The organism is Cronobacter universalis NCTC 9529, from assembly GCF_001277175.1.
Classification (GTDB): Bacteria; Pseudomonadota; Gammaproteobacteria; order Enterobacterales; family Enterobacteriaceae; genus Cronobacter; species Cronobacter universalis.
The window spans coordinates 654,045-675,775 of the sequence record NZ_CP012257.1 but is presented as its reverse complement, the minus strand read 5'-3'; the positions used below and the strand labels follow the sequence as shown (position 1 = coordinate 675,775).

20 protein-coding genes are annotated in these 21,731 nt (G+C 58.0%); 3 read left to right on the top strand and 17 right to left on the bottom strand.

Annotated features, from left to right (window positions below; genetic code table 11):
• From AFK65_RS03125 to AFK65_RS03115, 3 genes are all read right to left on the bottom strand, one after another.
• The gene (locus tag AFK65_RS03125) at nucleotides 1–666 is read right to left on the bottom strand and encodes an ABC transporter ATP-binding protein (protein ID WP_007705639.1); all 666 of its coding nucleotides are present in this window, start codon (nucleotides 664–666) and stop codon (nucleotides 1–3) included.
• On the bottom strand, nucleotides 663–1,439 hold the full coding sequence (locus tag AFK65_RS03120) for an ABC transporter permease (protein WP_007705637.1): 777 nt from the start codon (nucleotides 1,437–1,439) through the stop codon (nucleotides 663–665). Before AFK65_RS03120 ends, AFK65_RS03125 begins: the two co-directional genes overlap by 4 nt.
• 341 nt (nucleotides 1,440–1,780) lie before the next feature.
• Nucleotides 1,781–2,686: a LysR family transcriptional regulator gene (locus tag AFK65_RS03115; protein ID WP_007705633.1), complete on the bottom strand. Its 906-nt coding sequence runs from the start codon at nucleotides 2,684–2,686 to the stop codon at nucleotides 1,781–1,783.
• Between the two features lie 116 nt (nucleotides 2,687–2,802).
• On the opposite strand from AFK65_RS03115, the gene AFK65_RS03110 reads away from it, so the two are divergent.
• Nucleotides 2,803–3,804, top strand: coding sequence for a zinc-binding alcohol dehydrogenase family protein (locus tag AFK65_RS03110; RefSeq protein WP_007705631.1), 1,002 nt, complete (start codon nucleotides 2,803–2,805; stop codon nucleotides 3,802–3,804).
• A gap of 519 nt (nucleotides 3,805–4,323) precedes the next feature.
• Here AFK65_RS03110 and nadR read toward each other — a convergent pair.
• The 3 genes from nadR to serB all read right to left on the bottom strand — a co-directional run bounded on the left by nadR (nucleotide 4,324) and on the right by serB (nucleotide 8,014).
• Complete coding sequence (gene nadR, locus AFK65_RS03105; protein ID WP_004385876.1) at nucleotides 4,324–5,556, bottom strand: multifunctional transcriptional regulator/nicotinamide-nucleotide adenylyltransferase/ribosylnicotinamide kinase NadR; 1,233 nt, start codon at nucleotides 5,554–5,556, stop codon at nucleotides 4,324–4,326.
• Between the two features lie 92 nt (nucleotides 5,557–5,648).
• Nucleotides 5,649–7,031, bottom strand: coding sequence for a DNA repair protein RadA (gene radA / locus AFK65_RS03100; RefSeq protein ID WP_038858103.1), 1,383 nt, complete (start codon nucleotides 7,029–7,031; stop codon nucleotides 5,649–5,651).
• Nucleotides 7,032–7,042: 11 nt separating this feature from the next.
• A complete protein-coding gene (serB, locus tag AFK65_RS03095; protein ID WP_007705619.1) occupies nucleotides 7,043–8,014 on the bottom strand; it encodes a phosphoserine phosphatase in 972 nt (323 codons plus the stop codon).
• A gap of 106 nt (nucleotides 8,015–8,120) precedes the next feature.
• On the opposite strand from serB, the gene AFK65_RS03090 reads away from it, so the two are divergent.
• Nucleotides 8,121–8,783, top strand: a complete 663-nt coding sequence (locus AFK65_RS03090) for a YtjB family periplasmic protein (protein ID WP_032980351.1) — start codon at nucleotides 8,121–8,123, stop codon at nucleotides 8,781–8,783.
• A 48-nt stretch (nucleotides 8,784–8,831) separates the two neighbouring features.
• Nucleotides 8,832–9,848 carry a lipoate--protein ligase LplA gene (lplA, locus tag AFK65_RS03085; protein WP_007705615.1) on the top strand — a complete coding sequence of 339 codons (1,017 nt, stop codon included), beginning with the start codon at nucleotides 8,832–8,834 and terminating at the stop codon, nucleotides 9,846–9,848.
• A gap of 163 nt (nucleotides 9,849–10,011) precedes the next feature.
• Here lplA and deoD read toward each other — a convergent pair whose 3' ends face one another.
• From deoD to yjjG, 11 genes are all read right to left on the bottom strand, one after another.
• The gene (gene deoD / locus AFK65_RS03080) at nucleotides 10,012–10,731 is read right to left on the bottom strand and encodes a purine-nucleoside phosphorylase (RefSeq protein ID WP_004386471.1); all 720 of its coding nucleotides are present in this window, start codon (nucleotides 10,729–10,731) and stop codon (nucleotides 10,012–10,014) included.
• A gap of 74 nt (nucleotides 10,732–10,805) precedes the next feature.
• Entirely contained in the window at nucleotides 10,806–12,029 is a 1,224-nt protein-coding gene (deoB, locus tag AFK65_RS03075; RefSeq protein WP_007705613.1) for a phosphopentomutase, read from the bottom strand.
• Nucleotides 12,030–12,081: 52 nt separating this feature from the next.
• Complete coding sequence (gene deoA / locus AFK65_RS03070) at nucleotides 12,082–13,404, bottom strand: thymidine phosphorylase (protein WP_038858104.1); 1,323 nt, start codon at nucleotides 13,402–13,404, stop codon at nucleotides 12,082–12,084.
• 101 nt (nucleotides 13,405–13,505) lie between these two features.
• Nucleotides 13,506–14,285 (bottom strand): deoxyribose-phosphate aldolase, encoded by a 780-nt coding sequence (gene deoC, locus AFK65_RS03065; RefSeq protein ID WP_007705602.1) that lies wholly within the window; start codon nucleotides 14,283–14,285, stop codon nucleotides 13,506–13,508.
• A 337-nt stretch (nucleotides 14,286–14,622) separates the two neighbouring features.
• A complete protein-coding gene (locus AFK65_RS03060) occupies nucleotides 14,623–15,900 on the bottom strand; it encodes a NupC/NupG family nucleoside CNT transporter (protein ID WP_007705599.1) in 1,278 nt (425 codons plus the stop codon).
• 123 nt (nucleotides 15,901–16,023) lie between these two features.
• Nucleotides 16,024–16,809: a metal-dependent hydrolase gene (locus tag AFK65_RS03055; RefSeq protein ID WP_007705587.1), complete on the bottom strand. Its 786-nt coding sequence runs from the start codon at nucleotides 16,807–16,809 to the stop codon at nucleotides 16,024–16,026.
• On the bottom strand, nucleotides 16,806–17,939 hold the full coding sequence (locus AFK65_RS03050; protein WP_038858106.1) for a patatin-like phospholipase family protein: 1,134 nt from the start codon (nucleotides 17,937–17,939) through the stop codon (nucleotides 16,806–16,808). Before AFK65_RS03050 ends, AFK65_RS03055 begins: the two co-directional genes overlap by 4 nt.
• Before the next feature lie 115 nt (nucleotides 17,940–18,054).
• Nucleotides 18,055–18,216, bottom strand: coding sequence for a DUF1328 domain-containing protein (locus tag AFK65_RS20650; protein ID WP_002437547.1), 162 nt, complete (start codon nucleotides 18,214–18,216; stop codon nucleotides 18,055–18,057).
• A gap of 127 nt (nucleotides 18,217–18,343) precedes the next feature.
• Entirely contained in the window at nucleotides 18,344–18,958 is a 615-nt protein-coding gene (osmY, locus tag AFK65_RS03045; protein ID WP_007705574.1) for a molecular chaperone OsmY, read from the bottom strand.
• Nucleotides 18,959–19,364: 406 nt separating this feature from the next.
• Complete coding sequence (gene prfC / locus AFK65_RS03040) at nucleotides 19,365–20,954, bottom strand: peptide chain release factor 3 (RefSeq protein ID WP_038858108.1); 1,590 nt, start codon at nucleotides 20,952–20,954, stop codon at nucleotides 19,365–19,367.
• 91 nt (nucleotides 20,955–21,045) lie between these two features.
• Nucleotides 21,046–21,723 (bottom strand): pyrimidine 5'-nucleotidase, encoded by a 678-nt coding sequence (gene yjjG, locus AFK65_RS03035; RefSeq protein ID WP_007705570.1) that lies wholly within the window; start codon nucleotides 21,721–21,723, stop codon nucleotides 21,046–21,048.
• Nucleotides 21,724–21,731: the final 8 nt, after the last annotated feature.

Here is a 21,731-nt window from a genome sequence, read left to right as displayed (position 1 = left end):
TTACAGCCCCTCCTGAGCTTTATAGGCATTAATGGCATCATCTACGTCGTTGTAATAACGCACGTCATTTTCCCTGCCTATAAACACCGCAGCCTCGCAATACTGCTTTAGCGAATTAAGATTATGCGACACCATCAAAAAACAGGCTTCGCGGTGGCGCTCCTCAAACAGCGTTTCGCATTTTTTACGGAAGCTCGCGTCGCCAACGGCGGTGACTTCGTCCACCAGGTAATAGTCGAATTTGAACGCCATGCTCAGCCCGAAGCCGAGACGCGCTTTCATGCCGGAGGAGTAGGCTTTCACCGGCATGTCAAAATATTTTCCAAGCTCGGCGAATGTCTCAACGAACGCGACTTTTTGCCGGACGTCTTCTTTAGGCGCGTAAAGCCGCGCCACAAACTTCACATTTTCCCGCCCCGTCAGGCTGCCCTGGAAGCCACCCGCCAGCCCGACCGGCCAGGAGATGGTGGCGCTGGAGACAATTCGTCCGCTATCCGGGTTATCCGTGCCGCCAATCATGCGCAGCAGCGTCGATTTCCCCGCCCCGTTACGCCCTATCAGCGCCACGCTCTTGCCGGACGGCAGCGTCAGGTTGAGATCTTTAAAGACATAGTGCCGCCCGGCGGGCGTGCGGTACGATTTGGTGAGGTTTTCGATAACAATCATGAGGTCAGCATCGCCTCTTCCTGATGACGATAAAGCGCGAGGCCCGTGAAGAGCACGACCAGCGTGCTGAACGCGAGATATGTCAGGCTGGCGCCGTCGCTTTCATAATTTGTCGCCAGCGATTCACGCGTCAGCTCTACCACATGCACCAGTGGGTTCCACGCGACCCAGCGTTGATATTCCTGAGGAATAGTATTGAGCGAATACATCACGCAGGAGATGAAATAGAGCGGGCGCGTCAGCAGGGGCAGAAACTTTTCGGACTCCGGAAACGCACTCCCTGTCACCATAAAAATCAGCCCGACGCCGAAGGAAAACACAACCAGACAGCTCCAGACGCCAAACAGAGTTAACAGATGGGAACAGGTAAACGCCTCGCCCGTCACGGCCAATAACGCGAGTAGCAGCAGATAAACGGCAATATAAATGCCGGCTTCCAGTAACGTTCTCGCAATTATCGTATCAATGGGTTTTACCGGCCGATAATTAAAAAGCCCCTGATTCGCTTCAATGGCGTTAATAGCGCGCCCCGTAATATGGCTAAAGATAAAATAGGGAATAATGCCGCTTAATAAAAAGACAGGAAATGAGATATCCGGCAGGGTTCGTTCCATCACAAAATCCAGAACAAACAGCAACATTACGAGATGCAGTAACGGCTCAAGCAGCGCCCAGCAGTAGCCCAGGCGGAACTTGCCGAAGCGTGTTTTAATTTCCCTTAAAAAAAGCGCCAGTACAGTGGCGCGCTGGACATCCAGTCCATGCCGTTTCATAAACAGTTCCTGGTTAGATTATTGTGAACAGCCTACCGCAATGGGACATTCCCATAACAGATTGTTTTAAAATACATACCTGCCGAAGAAATAAATAACGACACGCGCATAACTGCTCGCGTGATTATCATCATAAACAATCAAAGTTTGTTTTTTATTACCCGTAATTATCATTACGACAACGGAAGGCTTTTACAATAACTCAGACACGTAAAATATCACAAATCATCATCTCCATAAATAACTTATTATGGGTTTCTTTTTTTAGAGCAATGACGTTTTCATACTTTTCATTTATCCATTTTTATCCATAAAGTTTCTTAAAATATGCATTTTGCGACTCAAACTGATAATTTATCGTAATACTGAGTCACTCCTTCGTACTCCAGTGCAAAGTTGATATAGCTGACCAGCGCGGGGGCGTTGAGTTTGCGCCCAGGATATACCAGATAAAGATCGTTGCCCGTAACGGTCCACTCCGGCAGGACACTGACCAGCGCGCCTTGTGTCAGCGAATCATCAAGCAGAAAAGCGGGCAGCAGCGTGATCCCGGCACCGGCCAGCGCGCTTTCGCGGGCGTAAAGGAGATTATCGGTCTGGTGCATCTGATTCAGATGGCAGCGGTAAAGCTCGCGGTCGCGCTGGAGCAGCCACTCCGCCCAGGCGCGATGAATAATCACGCGGTGATCCGCCAGCTGCGCCGGGTGCGTCAGCGTCGGGTGCTGCGCCAGATAGGCTGGCGAAGCGAGCAAATAACGCGGGCAGTGGCCGATCTTGCGGCCAATCAGCGAGGAATCCTGCGGTTTACCGGTGCGCAGCGCCACGTCAAACCCTTCCATAACGAGATCCCGCACGTCATCGGAGATAAACACCTCCAGTGTGATATCCGGGTATTTCGCGAGAAATTCAGCGTTCATGCGCGCCAGCAGCGTCGCGCCGATGCCTGCCGGGCTGGTGATGCGCAGCCTGCCGCTGGGGTTGTCGCGCAGGCGCTGCACGGCGAGATCGGCGCGTTCGCTGGCATCCAGCATTTCACGGCAGTGCACCAGATAGTGCTCGCCCGCAAACGTCAGGCTGAGCTTGCGCGTGGTGCGATTAAGCAGCCGCAGCCCGACATGCGCCTCAAGCTGGCTGATGCGCTGGCTGACGCTGGACTTCGGCAGCCCCGCCTTCTGCGCCGCCGCCGTGAAGCTGCCCGTCTCCGCGACCAGCGCGAAAAGCGCCATATCCTGCAATTGCTTAAACATGATTGTTCATCTCTCACGAACACGCCGTTCTGGATTGTCCATCTTATCACCCTCCTCCGGCATGAATAGACTACAGTCAACACATACTTCTCTGAATACACTGAAAGGAACCTGATATGTCTGTTAAAGCGATTGCCGTTAACCCGGACGCCCCGCAACACTTTATTGAGATCACCCAGCCGATGCCGCAGCCCGGCGATTACGATCTGCTGGTGGAAATCAAAGCGGTTTCCATCAACCCGGTGGATACTAAAGTGCATGCAAACCTGCAGAAAAACGGTTTGCAGGAGCCGCGCGTGCTGGGCTGGGACGCCAGCGGCGTGGTGACAGCCGTCGGCGGCAAGGTCAGCGGTTTTAAACCCGGCGATGAAGTTTATTACGCTGGCGATATTACCCGCTCTGGCAGCAACGCCAGCCATCAGCTGATCGATTCGCGCATCGTGGGGCATAAGCCTCGTACGCTCCCGTGGGCCGCGGCGGCGGCTATTCCGCTAACGGCGCTGACCGCGTGGGAAGGTTTATTCGAGCGTCTGGCGATTCAGGACGCCGGGGAAGAGAAAACGCTGCTGATTATCGGCGGCGCGGGCGGCGTGGGCTCGCTGGCCATTCCGTTCGCCCGTCTGCACAGCAAGGTGAAAATTATCGCCACCGCCTCGCGTGAAGATTCCGCGCAGTGGTGTCGCGATCGCGGTGCCGATCTGGTAGTGAATTATCACGATCTGCCGGGTGAGCTCGCAAAAGAGGGGATTAAGTTCGTCGATTATATTTTTATCCTGAATGACACCGACGGTCACTGGGCGGCAGTGAGCGAGCTTATCGCGCCGCAGGGACATATTTGCAGCATCGTGGAGAATGCGCACCCGCTGGATCAGGATGCGCTGAAGCTGAAATCCGCCGCGCTGCACTGGGAGTTTATGTACACCCGCAGCATGTACCAGACCGCCGATATGGCGCGTCAGGGCGAGATCCTCAATGAAGTGGCGAAGCTGCTGGATGCCGGCGAAGTGGAGAGTACACTGAGCGAGACCCTTCACGGCCTGAGCGTTGAGAGCATCAGCAAGGCGCATGAGAAGGTGCTGGAAGGGCATATGCGCGGTAAGGTAGTGGTGGAGTTTTAATTCCGGCAGCCACGGCGGGTGCACGCCGTTTACCCGCCCTACGGGGAACGTGAGCGTCTTTGTGGGTGGGTAAGCGCAGCGCACCCACCTTCACCTTTGCGTATTCACAACCTCGGCGGGTGCACGCCGTTTACCCGCCCTACGGGGAACGTGAGCGTCTTTGTGGGTGGATAAGCCCAGCGCACCCACCTTTTTTACATGAACTCCACCTTACATGGCGGGTGCATGCCGTTTACCCGCCCTACGGGAAACATGAGCGTCTTTGTAGGGTGGGTAAGCGAAGCGCACCCACCTTCACCTTTGCGTATTCACAACCTCGGCGGGTGCACGCCGTTTACCCGCCCTACGGGAAACATGAGCGTCTTTGTAGGGTGGGTAAGCGAAGCGCACCCACCTTCACCTTTGCGTATTCACAACCTCGGCGGGTGCACGCCGTTTACCCGCCCTACGGGGAACGTGAGCGTCTTTGTAGGGTGGGTAAGCGCAGCGCACCCACCATCCCCTAAAAACAACCGCCCGCTACGCCTGCTCGCCCATCAGCTGTTTCACCAGCTCCACGCAGCGCAGAAAACGCGAGTCGTAATCCGGCTCCTCGACATGCACATACTCAATATTGTTCTCTTCCAGCATCGATACCAGCAGCGACTGAAACTCTTTGCGATCCACCGAACTGCCGAGGCTTCGCAACCCGTCCGCCACCCACGGCGTATTGTTTTCCAGCAGGATCACCAGGTCGAAGCGGTATTCATCCACCAGCGCCTGCACAAACGGGTGCTCGCGCCCTTCATACTTCTTGCAAAACGCCTGCGTGGTCACAAAATCGGTGTCGATAAACGCCACTTTATTGGCATATTTCACCGCGAAATCAATATATTGTGCGTGACCGAGCGCGATCTTGTCGTAATCGGAATATTGCAGCGCCATCTCGTCGCCGCCGAGATGAGAAAACACATAATCGCGGCCATATTCCCAGGCGCTCGTCGTATTGAAAATATTGGCGAGCTTATTCACCAGCATCGATTTCCCGCTCGACTCGCCGCCCAGAATCGCCACCGTACGCACAAAGAACGGCTTCACTTCGGTCGGGATGTACTCCCAGTAGCGGAACGGATTCGCGCGGATCTGCGCGCCGCTGATATTCATAAAGGTGCGTTTCGGGTCGATAATCACGGTCTCGATGCCGAGATGTTCGCGGTACTGCGGCGCGTCGGCCTCTTCGGAGGTATAGATAGAATCCGGCTCGATCCCCTTCTCCTCCATAAACGCTTTGATGCCTTCGCTCCAGACGTCCCAGCCGTGCGGATACGGCTCCATGCCCTCTTCATTAAAGGCGTGAATGCGGATGTTTTTCTGGTATTTAAAGGTCTGCAACAGCCAGCGCAGACGGTCGCTGATGGTCGGCTGCTGCGACATCGCGCTCTCTTCAAACAGCGTGCGGTCGCGCTTTTCGTCATAGCCCATGATGATGTGCAGTTCATCGACCTGGCTACAGGCGCGCTGGATCAGATAGATATGGCCGGTATGCAGCGGGTAAAACTTGCCGAAGACGACGCCGACGCGCTTCTGGCGGCGTGGAAACTCCAGCCCCAGAAAACGGTGCAGCGCTTCAAGCTTTTGCGCGCTCGGGCTTTTGATTTTGGCGTTGAGAAGCTGGCTTAAGTAGCCCTTGGTCATGCCGCTGGCATCCGCCACCTGCTGCAAGGTGCAGCCTTTCTGACGGATCGCGGTTTTGAGATAGTCGAATGATGACACAAGAGCCTCCTGCTGAATGAGCGTGCCGGACAGATAAAATACAAAGGGCGGGCCAGCCGTGCGCTACCCGCCAGAAAACAGTGATTTACTGATTATAGGTCGTCAAAAACGGCCAGCGCGTCCGCCAGTTTTTTCACGCCGAAAATTTGCATGCCTTCCGGCGTCTTTTTCGGCACATTGGCGGCAGGGACGATGGCGCGGCGGAAACCGTGCTTCGCCGCCTCGGAAATACGCTCCTGGCCGCTCGGCACCGGGCGAATTTCACCCGCAAGCCCCACTTCGCCAAATACCACCAGATCCTGCGGCAGCGGCCGGTCGCGCAGGCTCGACACCATCGCCAGCAGCAGCGCCAGGTCGGCGCTCGTTTCAGTCACTTTCACCCCGCCGACCACGTTGACGAACACATCCTGATCCGCCATTTGCAGGCCGCCGTGACGGTGCAGCACGGCGAGCAGGATAGCGAGACGGTTCTGCTCAAGGCCCACCGCCACGCGCCGCGGGTTCGCCATCATCGAATGGTCCACCAGCGCCTGGATCTCCACCAGCAGCGGGCGCGTCCCTTCCCAGACCACCATCACCGAGCTGCCGGAGGTCACTTCATCGCCACGGCTTAAGAAAATCGCCGACGGGTTGCTGACTTCGCGCAGCCCCTGCTCCGTCATGGCGAAGACGCCGAGCTCATTGACCGCGCCGAAACGGTTTTTATGGCTGCGCAGCGTGCGGAAACGGGAATCGGCGTCGCCGTCCAGCAGGACGGAACAGTCGATACAGTGCTCGAGTACTTTCGGGCCCGCCAGCGAACCGTCTTTGGTCACATGCCCCACCATTACAATCGCCACGCCGCGCGTTTTCGCAAAGCGCGTCAGATAGGCGGCGGTTTCTCGCACCTGCGCGACGCTGCCCGGCGACGACTGCACGTCAGCCATGTGCATCACCTGAATGGAGTCGATCACCATCAGTTTCGGCTGCTCTTCTTCCGCGATAAGGCAGATCTGCTCAATGCTGGTTTCCGAAAGCATGTTGAGATTAGCGGTAGGCAGGCCGAGACGATGCGCGCGCATCGCCACCTGTTGCAGCGACTCCTCGCCTGTGACGTAGAGCGTTTTCATCTGCTCCCCGAGCTTGCAGAGCGTTTGCAGCAGCAGCGTCGATTTCCCGGCGCCGGGGTTGCCGCCAATCAGAATGGCGCTGCCCGGCACCACGCCGCCGCCGAGCACCCGGTCGAACTCTTTAAAGCCGGTGGAGAAGCGCGGCAGCTCCTCAAGGCTGATTTCCGACAGTTTCTGGACTTTGGCCACGCCCGCGTTGCCCGCGTAGCCGGAGAGCCGTTCATTGCGCGCCGCTTGCGGCGAGGCGGCGAGGCGCACTTCCGTGATGGTATTCCAGGCATGACAGGCGCTGCACTGCCCCTGCCAGCGCGGATAATCCGCACCACACTCGTTACAGACAAATGCGCGTTTTGGAGCTTTCGCCACCTTTTACCTCTTTATTTCTGGTTAAGGCTGCCCGAAAGGATACAGAAAACCCCCATCAGGTCAGCGTGACGGATAGTGATTTCCGTCTTTTCATTCACTTTCGGTTTAGCGTGATAGGCGATACCCAGCCCCGCCGTCTGGATCATCGGCAGGTCGTTGGCGCCATCGCCAATCGCGACGGTCTGGCCCGTCGGGATCTCATATTTTTCAGCAAGGCGTTGCAAGGTCTGCGCCTTAAACTGCGCGTCGACGATCTGGCCGGTCACTTCACCGGTAAAGACGCCGTTTTCCACCGCCAGTTCATTGGCGACCACATCGTCCAGGTGCAGTTTGTCCTGCAAATATTGCGCGAAGAAGGTGAAACCGCCGGAGGCGATCGCCACTTTCCAGCCCAGGGCATGCAGCTTAAGCACCAGCGAGGTGAGGCCTGGCATTAACGGGAGCGCGTCGCGCACCTGGTGCAGGATATCGGCGCTCGCGCCCTTCAGCGTGCCGACGCGCGCTTTCAGGCTGGCCGCGAAATCCAGCTCGCCGCGCATGGCGCGCTCGGTGACGTCCGCCACTTCATCGCCCGTACCGGCAAGTTTCGCGATCTCATCGATGCATTCAATCTGGATAGCGGTGGAATCCATATCCATCACCAGCAGGCCCGGCGTTTTCAGATGCGGAATTTTGCCGAGCGGCGCGACGTCTAAACCCGAATCATGCGCCAGACGCGTCGCGCGCGGGGTCAGCGAGCCCGCAAGGCGGATCACCTGATAATCTTCCACGCACCACGCGTTAACGATAACCATCGCCGCGCCGAGTTTGTGCTGATATTGGGTCAGACTTTGCTTATTTAAACCCCGTCCGTACAGGAGCCAGCCGCTATGGCCAGCGTGATAATCCAGCGGCATGACTTCATCACCGCTTAAAGAAAGGGGCAATCCAGGCCAGAGGGAGACTTCGTTTGGCAGGTCGCACCAGGTAAGACTGTTCGGCATTCAGGCTCCTGTAAATAGTATCGGGGCGGGACAAAACAACGCATGAGGCTACCTTGTCTGCGGCGCTTCTGGCAACATTAAGCTTCAAAATTTAAGCAGGTACTTTATGGCCCGGGCAAAACTCAAATTTCGGCTGCATCGCGCAGTGATTGTACTTATCTGTCTGGCGCTGCTGGTGGCGCTGATGCAGGGCGCGTCCTGGTTTAGCCAGAGCCATCAGCAGTCGCGCAATATCCAGATGGAAGAGCTCGCCCGCACGCTGGCCCGCCAGGTCAGCTACAGTCTCGCGCCGCTGATTAAGGGCGAAAACCCGGATGAAAAACGCGTCGCGGCCATTCTGAATCAACTGACCGACGAAAGCCGCATTCTGGACGCCAGCGTCTATGACCAGCAGGGCGAACTGATCGCCCGCGCGGGCGAGAGCGTCAACGTGCGCGACCGGCTGGCGCTCGACGGCAAAAAAGCGGGCAGCTACTTTAACCAGCAGATTGTTCAGCCGGTGCAGGATAAGAGCGGCCCGGTGGGCTACCTGCGGCTCACGCTCGACACCCACAGCCTGCCGACCGAAGCGCGCCAGGTGGATAACACCACTAATATTCTGCGTCTGATGATGTTACTGGCGCTCGCCATCGGCATCGTGCTGACCCGCACGCTGCTTCAGGGCAAACGCACGCGCTGGCAGCAGTCGCCGTTCCTGCTCACCGCCAGCAGATCGGTGCCGGAAGAAGAGAGCGAGCCTGAGACGCCCGCGGACGACAAACGCGCCTGACGCCGCGTGGTATAATGGGCGTTCTTCAATGCTTTAGGGAAAACGCCTGTGTCCTCTTTACGCCTGCTTATTTCCGATTCTTACGATCCCTGGTTTAACCTGGCGGTGGAAGAGTGCATCTTCCGCCAGATGCCTGCCACCCAGCGCGTGCTGTTCCTCTGGCGCAACGCCGATACCGTCGTGATTGGCCGGGCGCAGAACCCGTGGAAAGAGTGCAACACGCGCCGGATGGAGGAAGATAACGTGCGTCTGGCGCGGCGCAGCAGCGGCGGCGGCGCGGTGTTCCACGATCTCGGCAATACCTGTTTTACCTTTATGGCGGGCAAACCGGAGTATGACAAAAGCGTCTCGACCGCGATTGTGATTAACGCGCTGGCGCAGCTTGGCATTCCGGCGTCGGCCTCCGGGCGCAACGATCTGGTGGTGGACACCGCCGAAGGGCCGCGTAAAATTTCCGGCTCCGCCTACCGCGAGACGGTGGATCGCGGTTTTCACCACGGCACGCTCTTGCTGAACGCCGATTTAAGCCGGCTCGCGAATTACCTGAACCCCGATAAGAAAAAGCTCCAGGCGAAGGGGATCACCTCCGTGCGCGGGCGCGTCGCCAATATTCACGATCTCAAACCCGGCGTGACACATGCGCAGATCTGCGAGGCCGTGACGGAGGCGTTTTTCACGTATTACGGCGAGCGGGTGGCCGCCGAGGTGATTTCCCCCGACGCGTTCCCGGATCTGCCCGGCTTTGCCGACACGTTCGCCCGCCAGAGCAGCTGGGAGTGGAATTTCGGTCAGGCGCCCGCCTTTACGCATCAGCTGGATGAACGGTTTGTCTGGGGCGGCGTGGAGCTGCATTTCGACGTGGAAAAGGGGCATATCACCCGCACGCAGCTTTTTACCGACAGCCTGAACCCGGCGCCGCTGGAGGCGCTGGCGGCCCGGCTACAGGGCTGCGTGTATCAGGCCGGCGCGTTGCAGGAGGCCTGCGAGGCGTTAGTGAGTGAGTTTCCCGCCCAGGCCGCGGAATTGCGCGAAGTGGGCGCGTGGATGGCGCAGGCGGTGCGTTAAGTCAACACTGGTGGGTGCGCTGCGCTTACCCACCCTACAAAACATAGCCTTTCCGTGCGTAGGGCGTGTAAGCACAGCGCACCCGCCGTTTCCTTTGCATTTTCCCGCCCAATAAAAAAGGGCGCCGCAGCGCCCTTTTCTTTCACTTTAAACACGCGAAAACTTACTCTTTATCGCCCAGCAGCACGGATTCCAGCGCAATCTTGATCATGTCGTTAAACGTGGTCTGACGCTCTGCCGCGGTGGTCTGCTCGTGGGTACGGATATGGTCGGACACGGTGCAGATGGTCAGCGCTTTCGCGCCGAATTCCGCCGCCACGCCGTAGATGCCTGCCGCTTCCATTTCCACGCCCAGGATGCCGTATTTCTCCATCACGTCGAACATTGACGGGTCCGGCGTATAGAACAGGTCTGCGGAGAAGATGTTACCTACGCGCGCTTCCACGCCCAGCGCTTTCGCCGCGTCTACCGCGTTACGCACCATGTCGAAATCCGCGATCGCCGCGAAATCGTGATCTTTGAAACGCAGGCGGTTCACTTTGGAATCGGTGCACGCGCCCATGCCGATAACCACATCGCGCAGCTTAACGTCCGCGCGCACCGCGCCGCAGGAGCCGACGCGGATGATTTTCTTCACGCCGAAATCGGTGATCAGCTCTTTGGTATAAATAGAGCAGGACGGGATACCCATGCCGTGGCCCATAACGGAAATTTTACGGCCTTTGTAAGTCCCGGTGAAACCCAGCATGCCGCGCACGTTGTTCACTTCGCGCACGTCTTCCAGGAAGGTTTCTGCAATGTGTTTCGCACGCAGCGGGTCGCCCGGCATCAGCACAACGTCCGCGAAATCGCCCATCTCAGCGTTAATATGTGGGGTTGCCATCTCTGTTTCCTTTTTAGTTTTTTATGTTGCCGGGCGGCGGCGGCACACCCGGCCTGCAAACTGACCAGGGTCAGTTAAAATAGAGCTTTGCCGTAGTCCATGTCAGACAGGCCAAAGTATTTGGCGACGGTCTGACCAATATCAGCGAAGGTATCGCGGTGGCCGAGCGAGCCCGGTTTCACTTTCGGGCCGTACACCAGCACAGGAATGTGCTCGCGGGTGTGATCGGTGCCTTTCCATGTCGGGTCACATCCGTGGTCGGCGGTAAAGATGATGATGTCATCTTCGCCAACCAGCTCCAGCAGCTCCGGCAGGCGGCGGTCAAACAGCTCAAGGCCGCCCGCGTAGCCCGCAACATCGCGTCGATGGCCCCAGGAGGAGTCAAAGTCCACAAAGTTGGTGAAGACGATGGTGTTGTCGCCGGCTTCTTTCATCTCTTTGATGGTGGCGTCAAACAGCGCGTCAAGGCCGGTGGCTTTCACTTTTTTAGTGATACCCATGTTGGCGTAGATATCCGCGATTTTACCGACAGACACTACGTGACCGCCCTTCTCGTCCACCAGCTTTTTCAGCACGACCGGCGACGGCGGCTCGACGGCCAGGTCGTGACGGTTGCCGGTACGCTGGAAGTTGCCCGCTTTGTCGCCGACAAACGGACGCGCGATAACGCGGCCAATGTTGTAGCCGCCTTCGGTCAGCTCTTCACGCGCGATTTCGCACAGCTCATAGAGGCGGTCCAGGCCGAACGTCTCTTCATGGCAGGCAATCTGGAAGACGGAGTCGGCGGAGGTGTAGAAAATCGGCTTGCCGGTTTTCATATGCTCTTCGCCCAGCTCGTCCAGAATCACCGTCCCGGAGGAGTGGCAGTTACCGAGATAGCCCGGCAGGTTGGCGCGTTCCACCAGTTTGTCGAGCAGCGCCTGCGGGAAGCTGTTTTTCTCGTCGGTGAAATAACCCCAGTCGAACAGCACAGGCACACCGGCGATTTCCCAGTGGCCTGACGGCGTGTCTTTACCGGAGGAAAGCTCATGCGCCCAGGCGTACGCGCCAGTGATTTCCGCATTACCGTCCATGCCGGCAGGAATAAAGCCAGTGGCGCCTTCATGCGCCTTCGCAAGGCCCAGCTTCGTCAGATTCGGCAGATGCAGCGGGCCTTTACGGCCGATGTCTGCTTCACCTTTGGCGCAGGCCTCGGCGATGTGGCCAAGGGTGTCAGAACCCGCGTCGCCGAAGCGTTCCGCGTCTTCTGTCGCGCCAATACCAAAGGAGTCCAGCACCATAATAAATGCACGTTTCATATTTTCTCCGTACCTATTGCGCTGTAAAAAAGTGATCAGATCAGTATGCCACTTATTCGCTGATTCTGCGATAGACAACCGGTGACGCTTTCGCCGCCGCATCGTCAACCTTAATGGCCGCTTTAACGGCCGCCGCCGCTTCCTGCCAGCTCGCCTCGCTCTTCGCATGGATAACGGCCAGCGGACGCTCGCCGTCAACCTGCTCGCCGAGACGCGCCATATCGGTCAGGCCGACGCTGTAATCAATGCTGTCTGACGCCTGACGACGACCGCCGCCCATGGCCACGACCGCCATGCCGAGCGCGCGGGTATCCATTTGCGTAACAAAGCCGGAACGGTCAGCGTAGACCGCTTTGCTGAGCGTGGCCGCAGGCAGGTAGCGATCATAGTTGTCGACAAAATCCGCCGGGCCGTTTTGCGCGGCCACCATGCGCCCGAAAATTTCCGCCGCCTGGCCGTTGTCCAGCACCTGTTGCAGTTTCGCGCGCGCTTCAGTCTCGTCTTTCGCAAGCCCGCCGGAGAGCAGCATCTCGACGCACAGCGCCATCGTGACTTCCAGAAGACGCGGGTTGCGGTAATCGCCGGTCAGGAAGCGCACCGCTTCGCGCACTTCCACCGCGTTACCGGCGCTGGAGGCCAGCACTTCGTTCATGTCGGTCAGCAGCGCGGTCGTGCGCACGCCCGCGCCGTTCGCCACGCCGACGATCGCCTGCGCCAGCTCCTCAGAGAGCGCATAAGTCGGCATAAACGCCCCGCTGCCCACTTTCACGTCCATCACCAGCGCGTCCAGCCCTTCGGCGAGTTTTTTCGCGAGGATCGAGGCGGTGATCAGCGGAATAGAATCGACGGTCGCGGTGATGTCGCGCGTGGCGTAAAACCGTTTATCCGCCGGCGCCAGCGAGTTGGTCTGGCCGATAATCGCCACGCCCACGTTTTTAATAATGTCGCGAAAGCGATTGTCGTCCGGGAAAATATCAAACCCCGGGATCGCTTCCAGTTTATCGAGCGTACCGCCGGTGTGGCCCAGCCCGCGCCCGGAAATCATCGGGATATAGCCGCCGCAGGCCGCGACCATCGGGCCAAGCATCAGCGAGGTCACGTCGCCCACGCCGCCGGTGGAGTGTTTATCCACGACCGGGCCGTTGAGGTTCAGGCTTTTCCAGTCCAGCACGGTGCCGGAATCGCGCATCGCCATCGTCAGCGAGACTCGCTCCGGCATGGTCATGTCGTGAAAGAAAATCGTCATCGCCAGCGCGGCGATCTGGCCTTCGGACACGGTGTTATCGCGAATGCCGTTAATAAAAAAGCGGATCTCTTCGTCGCTGAGCGCATGGCCGTCACGCTTTTTACGAATAATTTCTTGAGCGAGGAACACGGTACCCCCCGTGAATAAGGAAGAACGATGGCGGATGGCGCGAAGCCCCGCCTGGTGAATCGGTTGGCCTGATGGCAAAGCGCCATCAGGCACAACGTGGCTTAGTAGCTGCTGGCGCTTTTGCCGTCGCCGTGGCCGAGCGCCTGGAGCAGGCTCGCCAGCAGGCTGGAGGCGCCAAAGCGGTAGTGACGGGCATCGGCCCAGTCAGCGCCCAGTAGTTCATCCGCCACCGCCAGATATTTGGCCGCGTCTTCCGCCGTGCGCACGCCGCCTGCCGGTTTAAAGCCCACGGTTTCCGCCACGCCCATATCGCGGATCACTTCCAGCATGATGCGGGCGCTTTCCGGCGTCGCGTTCACCGGCACTTTCCCGGTTGAGGTTTTGATGAAATCGGCACCCGCTTTGATAGAGATTTCAGACGCCTTGCGGATCAGGGCTTCTTCTTTCAGCTCGCCGGTTTCGATAATCACTTTCAGCAATACGTTGGCCGCCGCGCAGGCGTCTTTACAGGCTTTCACCAGGTCAAAGCCGACCTGCTCGTTGCCCGCCATCAGCGCGCGGTACGGGAAAACCACGTCCACTTCGTCTGCGCCATAGGCAATCGCCGCGCGGGTTTCCGCCAGCGCGATGTCGATATCGTCGTTGCCGTGCGGGAAGTTAGTGACAGTGGCGATACGGATATCCGGCGTACCCTGCGCGTTCAGCGTTTTACGGGCGATCGGGATAAAGCGCGGGTAGATGCAGACCGCGGCGGTGTTGCCCACCGGGGTTTTGGCCTGATGACATAAGGCGATCACTTTTTCATTGGTGTCGTCGTCATTCAGGGTGGTGAGGTCCATCAGTTGCAGCGCGCGCAGGCTGCTTTGGGTTAAATCGGTCATAACTTTCTCCAACAAAAAAATGTATCTCGGATGAGAAACTCAACACGTTGGAGCGGTCGTGGTTCCATGAAGAAGAGCTGCGTCGTCCGCCGTCACGCTGAGATCCTTCTCACCGCACATCATTGCCATCAATGTTAAAATTCTAACACCGACAGGCAGGGTGATTTTGTGTCTTGTTTCACAAATTGCAAAGTAAGGTTTGCATACTTTGCGCCATTATATGTGATTAACACAACATTATGACAGTCGGAATCGTGCGCCGGAAATAAAAAAGGCTGGCACGACGCCAGCCTGAATATTACGGGAAATGTGAAAATAATAACATTCTCACATCCTTCTACAGTGCAAGAAACAGTCCGGCAATCGTCGCGCTCATCAGGTTAGAGAGCGTACCGGCCGCTACGGCCTTCAGCCCAAGCTGCGCGACGTCGTGGCGGCGGTTGGGAGCCATACTGCCCAGCCCGCCAATCAGGATGGCGATAGAAGAAAGGTTAGCAAATCCGCACAGCGCGAAAGAGATAATCGCTTTGGTGTGATCGGAGAGCACCTGTAAGCCCGCCGCCGCCACCGCGGCGTCCTCTTTCAGGTATTCGCCGAAGTTCATATACGCCACGAATTCGTTGATGATGAGCTTCTGGCCGATAAACGAGCCCGCGACCATCGCTTCATTCCACGGCACGCCAATCAGCCAGGCCACCGGCGAGAATACCCAGCCGAGAATCAACTGGAGCGACAGCTCCGGGTGATTAAACCAGCCGCCGATGCCCGAGAGCATCCCGTTCAGCAAAGCGATAAGCGCCACAAACGCCAGCAGCATCGCGCCGACATTAAGCGCCAGCTGCATCCCGGCGGAAGCGCCGGAAGCGGCGGCGTCCAGCACGTTCGACGGGCGGTCGGGATCGTGCTGCGCCGCGTCCAGATGCGGCGCGTCGTGCGGGGTTTCTGTTTCCGGGATAATGATTTTAGCAAACAGCAGGCCGCCAGGGGCCGCCATAAAGGACGCCGCAATCAGGTATTCCAGCGGCACGCCCATCTGGGCATAGCCCGCCAGTACTGAGCCTGCCACCGATGCCAGGCCGCCGCACATGACCGCGAAGAGTTCAGAGCGGGTCATCGTGGCGATGTACGGGCGCACCACCAGCGGCGCTTCGGTCTGGCCGACAAAAATATTGGCGGTCGCCGAGAGCGATTCCGTGCGGGAGGTTTTCAGCACTTTGCGCAGCGCGCCGCCCAGCAGGCGGATCACCAGTTGCATAATGCCGAGATAATAGAGCACCGCGATAAGCGAGGAGAAGAAGACGATAACCGGCAGGACGCGCAGCGCGAAGATAAACCCGCCGCCGCCGAACACCTCGAACATTTTGTCCGACACCAGCCCGCCAAAGAGGAACGAGATGCCGTCATTGCCGTAAGCGATAACGTTCGCGACACCTTCAGACATCGCCAGCAGCACTTTGCGCCCCGCAGGCACGTAAAGCACCAGCGCGCCGATAGCCACCTGAATCAGCCAGGCGCCCACCACGGTGCGCAGATTAATCGCCTTTCTGTTACTGGAGAGCGCAACCGCTATCAGCAGCAGCGCCAGCATCCCCACCAGCCCCATCAATATTTGCATACAGTATCCCTGTGTAAGGAGTGAATTATGTTGCCCCGCGCGCGCAGGCGCGGCGATTTAACGACAGGGAAGCTGATGAAATCCAGACGCTTTACGCTTTTTTAAGCAAGCGTGGACAGTGGGTCACATTTTGAGGCGTGGGAAGATCGCGCGGGTGTTTTCAAGAACGGTGTGGGCGATAACATCAGGCGACTCGGGGCGCAGCTCGCAGAGGACGTCAAACACGCCGGTAACCCGCTCCGGGCGGTTCGGCTGCCCCTGCCAGCCGTTCAGCGGCATATCCGGCGCGTCGGTTTCCAGAAGCAGCGCAGAAAGCGGCAGTTTTGCGATGACGTCGCGCGTCTTTTGCGCGCGCGGGTAGGTAATGGTGCCGCCGACGCCGATCCGGTAGCCGAGATCCACAAAACGCTGCGCCTGTTGCAGACTGCCCGCGAAGCCGTGCACCACGCCGGTACAGGGCAGCGCGTGGCGCTTAAGGCGCATCGCGAGCTTATCGTGGGTGCGGCGCGAATGCAGGATAACGGGCAGGTCATAGCGTTTCGCAAGCCGCAACTGCGCGTCCAGAATCGCCTCCTGGCGCTCAAACAGCGGATTTTCCATATAGAGATCGAGCCCGATCTCGCCTATCGCCACCAGTTTATCCGCCTGCTGTTGCAGGTAATGCTCCAGCAGCGCCAGACTCGCGTCGTTATGATTGCCGATGACGATGGGATGCAAACCAATCGCCGCCCACAGCGACGGGTAACGCGCCGCAAGCTCCAGCACCGTCGCAAACCGGGCGGCCTCAACCGCGGGCACGATAATATGCTCAACGCCCGCCGACGCCGCCTGCGCCAGGCTTTCGGTCTCAGCGCCGGTAAAGGGCGGGAAGTCGAAATGGCAGTGGGTGTCGATAAAGCGTCGCGTCATGCCAGATCCTCATCGCTGAATGTCGCGTCGTTCGCCTGATCGGCTTTCACCAGCGGCGCGTCCAGCGCGTCGTTGGCAACCGTTGCGGGCGGCACCACAATAGTCGTCTCCGGTACGGTAGGCATCAGAACGTCAGCCGCCGCGGCCACCGCGGCCGGTTCCGCCACAGGCAGCACAGGTCGCGTGCCATAACGGCGCAGCGGCGGTTTGCTCACCAGCAGTTTGCCCACGGTGGCGAGGAAATAGCGGCCGCACAGCCGGCCCAGTTTGTAATCTTCCATCAGCGCCGGAAGACGGCTGCCGAGCGCCATACTGGTAAGCGCGCGGGGCGGAGAGATTTCAAAAACGCGCAGCCTGCCGGGCGGATTCTCGATAAATTCCTGAATCTCGCGATAGGTTTTTTCATGGTGCTGCACCAGATTGAGCAGAGGTTGCAGGCTGCTGTCGGTCAACCAGCGCTCCATGCGTTTGAACCATTGCGGCGTGTAGTACATTTGCGACGGCACGGTGCGGATAACCACCAGCGTCGTGGCGCCGAGGCGCGCCGCCTCGCGTACCGGAATCGCATCGCTGACGCCGCCGTCGAAGTAGTTCACGCCGTCAATATCCACTCCAGGCCGGTAAAAACCTGGAATGGCGCTGGAGGCGCGAATAATATCGAGCCAGTCTTTTTCCTGCGGCGCGAAATAGCCGGGCGAGTAGTCATCGCGACGGCACGCGCACATGTAAAACGCTTTGCCGTCGTCAAACAGCCGCATCGCATTGCCCATGTTGAGCGGCATACGGGCCGACGTAACTTCGGTCAGCCAGTCGAGATCGATAAGATTGCCGCCGCGCACAAAGCGCACCGGGTCGAAGAAATCGCGAGAGGTGGTAAAGCGGGTAATGACGCGCCGGGCGTAACCGGGCTGGTTACAGACGTACGCCGAGAGGTTTTGCGCCCCGGCAGACGTGCCGAGAAAGAAATCGAACGGGTTGAATTGCGCGCGCATGAATTCGTCCAGCACGCCGGCAGTAAAGATCCCGCGCTGACCGCCACCTTCACAGACGATAGCCAGCTTGCCGGGACGAAACGGTTTCACCGCCAGCGGCGCTATGCTGCCCGGCGTTACGGGAATACGTTGTCCCACCCTGCTTTCCTGTTGTTATCCGTCGCGCAACGCGCGAACGTTTTACGATGCCATAAACCAGCAAAGCCAGTCACAAGGACTGGCTTTGCCGTCTGTCAGTTATCTTTTTATCACACTATGGGCGTCGACGACCCATAAAAAGGCTAACCAGGAACAGAATAATACCCACAACAAATACGATTTTCGCTGCGCCTGCTGCGGTGCCTGCCAGGCCACCAAAGCCCAGAGCGGCCGCAATCAACGCGATAACCAGAAAGATAATGCCCCAACGAAACATAAGACTCTCCTTTACCATAGTTAATCTTTATACCGCTTCTTAATGAACGCAGCGTCCACTGGCGGTGTCATCCAGCTGATAGTGCTTACCTTCCCTCCCGGCGCAAACCGGGAGAGGGGCTTGCCTGTTACGACTTCACTTTTAGATCATTTTTGACGCTCTTCACGCCATCAACTGCTTTTGCGATGCTTTCGGCGCGCTGAGACTGTTTTTCAGACTCGACGTTACCGGAAAGCTGCACCACACCGTCGGTGGTTTCGACTTTCACATTACGCGAAGGAACGATGTCATCCGCCAGCAGTTTCGCTTTGATTTCGCTGGTGGTGGCCGCGTCGCCCGCATAACCTTTCACCGACTTGTCTTTACCGTCGCGTACGTGCAGCTTGTCGCTTACAGAAGCGACGCCCTCAACGCCTTTGGCGATTTTCACCGCTTCCTCGGCCTGGGCCTGGCTTTCTACAAAGCCGCTCAGCGTCACAACACTTTTCTCGGTTTTTACAGAGATGTCGGTGCTCTTAATCTGTTCGTCATCTACCAGCGCCGCTTTAACTTTAGCGGTGATGGCGCTATCGTCCATGAAGTTACCGACTTTATTCATAGAGCTATCGATTTTTTGCCCTGCGCTATCCGCGGTAGATTTGGTGCTTTCAACGGCGGAGTTCTCTGCGAATGCAGAAGAGGACGCCATGACAGAACCCAATACAACAGCCAGCAGAGTTTTTGAAATCTTAGTCTTGTTCATCGATTCGTTCCTGTAGTTTGCTCAGAATTTGAGCCGCAAGCCGCCACGTCAGCGGCTTTCCTAACAGCAGGCATAAGCACCGCTGATGAGTTATTCGCGCCGCGCCGGCAAGGCATCGTCAGAGGGTCAGTCAGACAGCCGTCGCGTTGCGAAAACTCAGTTATTAATATGGCAATAATAACGTTTATGATGATGAATCACCGGATGAGAAGCGCTTAGCGGCATTTCATCCCGACGACGTTGTCATCACATTGTTAAATATAGATCAGCTTCGCAAAAACGCCTGGGCAACGGCGGGAAAAATCGCCAAAACAGCTGAGAAAGCAGGAATTTAAGAACATTCCGCATGGCGGAGAAAAGGCGGGAAAACGAGGCAGGACGCGGGCTGGCCGCGTCCTGAAGGGCATTAGTGCTCGCGCGTTTTACGGAAGGTCACATCCGGGTAACGTTCCTGCGTCAGGTTGAGATTGACCATGGTCGGCGCGATGTAAGTCAGGTTATCGCCGCCGTCCAGCGCCAGCTGGATCTCGTTCTTACGTTTAAACTCTTCGAATTTTTTCGCGTCGCTGCACTCCACCCAGCGGGCTGTCGACACGTTGACCGATTCGTAAATCGCCTCAACGCTGTATTCGCTCTTAAGGCGCGACATGACCACGTCAAACTGCAGCACGCCGACCGCGCCAACGATCAGATCGTTGTTGGAGAGCGGACGGAACACCTGCACCGCGCCCTCTTCTGAGAGCTGAACCAGCCCTTTCAGCAGCTGTTTCTGCTTGAGCGGATCTTTCAGGCGGATGCGGCGGAACAGTTCCGGGGCGAAGTTCGGGATGCCGGTGAACTTCATGCTTTCACCCTGCGTGAAGGTGTCGCCGATCTGAATGGTGCCGTGGTTGTGCAGGCCGATGATATCGCCCGGATACGCCTCTTCGACGTGCGAACGGTCGCCCGCCATAAAGGTCAGCGCGTCGGAGATAACCACATCTTTACCGGTACGCACCTGGCGCAGCTTCATGCCTTTCTCATAGCGGCCGGACACCACGCGCATGAATGCCACGCGGTCGCGGTGTTTCGGGTCCATGTTGGCCTGAATTTTAAACACGAAACCGGAGAACTTCTCTTCGCTTGCTTCCACCACGCGGCCATCGGTCTGGCGCGGCATCGGCGCAGGCGCCCACTCCACCAGGCCATCCAACATATGATCGACGCCGAAGTTGCCGAGCGCGGTCCCGAAGAATACCGGGGTGATTTCACCGCTCAGGAACAAGTCACGGTCGAACTCATGCGAGGCGCCTTTCACCAGTTCCAGCTCGTCGCGCAGCTGCGCGGCCAGTTCGTCGCCCACGGCCTGGTCCAGCTCCGGGTTGTCCAGCCCTTTAACGATGCGGACTTCCTGAATGGTGTGACCCTGACCGGTCTGGTACAGGTAGGTTTCGTCCTTATAAAGGTGATAAACCCCTTTAAAGAGTTTGCCGCAGCCAATCGGCCAGGTGATCGGCGCACAGGCGATCTTCAGCTCGTTTTCCACTTCATCCAGCAGTTCCATCGGGTCGCGGATGTCACGGTCGAGTTTGTTCATAAACGTCAGGATCGGCGTATCGCGCAGACGGGTGACTTCCATCAGCTTACGGGTGCGATCCTCGACGCCTTTCGCGGCGTCGATAACCATCAGACAGCAGTCCACCGCCGTCAGCGTGCGGTAGGTATCTTCCGAGAAGTCTTCGTGGCCCGGGGTGTCCAGCAGGTTAACGAGACAGTCATGGTAAGGGAACTGCATCACGGAGGTGGTAATAGAAATCCCGCGCTGCTTTTCCATTTCCATCCAGTCCGATTTGGCGTGCTGGCTGGAGCCACGGCCTTTCACCGTACCGGCGACCTGAATCGCCTGTCCGAACAGCAGCACCTTTTCGGTGATCGTCGTTTTACCGGCGTCCGGGTGCGAGATAATGGCAAAAGTGCGGCGCTTGGCCACCTCTTGCAAATAAGGAGACAACGTCATAATCAATCTTCTGTGTAAGCGCGCGGCCAGGCGCCACGCGGCGAGTGAGCGAAAAATGCGGCTATTTTACCCATCTGCCAGGGTCAGACAATCATTGTTTACACAGCAGTTGCTCCAGTTCGCTTAACGAGGTGACCTGCCAGGTCGGGGCGATATCTTCCGGCAGCGTGCGGCCGTGGTGGTTGAGCCAGCAGGTCGCCAGCCCGGCGTTGATGCCGCCCAGAATATCGGATTCCGCCGTATCGCCCACCATCAGCACGCGCGAGCGATCGGGATTGCCCATTTTCTCCAGCGCATAGTCGAAGATTTCCGGGGCGGGTTTCGCCACGCCGACCTGTTCGGAGATAACCAGTAAATCAAAATAGTCGCGAAAACCGGTGCGCTCAAGACGGATCTGCTGCAGCGCCGTAAAGCCGTTGGTAATGATGCCCAGTTTGACTTTGCCTTTGAGCGATTCCAGCAGCGACGCCGCCCCCGGCAGCGGCGCGCAGATCTCCGCCATCGCGTTTAAAAACGCGCTGTTCAGATCGCCTGCCGGCACGCTCAGGCGGTCGGCCCAGCCCTGAAAACGCTGGTGCTGCAACTGTAACGCGTTGATGGCGCCGTTCTGGTAGTCGACCCACAGCGGTTTATTCACGGCCTGATATTCGTGAAAATCCTGCTCGGTAAACGTCACGCTGTAGTCCAGGAACATGCGCTGCAGGCCGCCAAAGGCGTCGAAAGTAAACAGCGTTTCGTCAGCGTCAAAAAGAATCCAGTCCCACTTCATTACGTCAC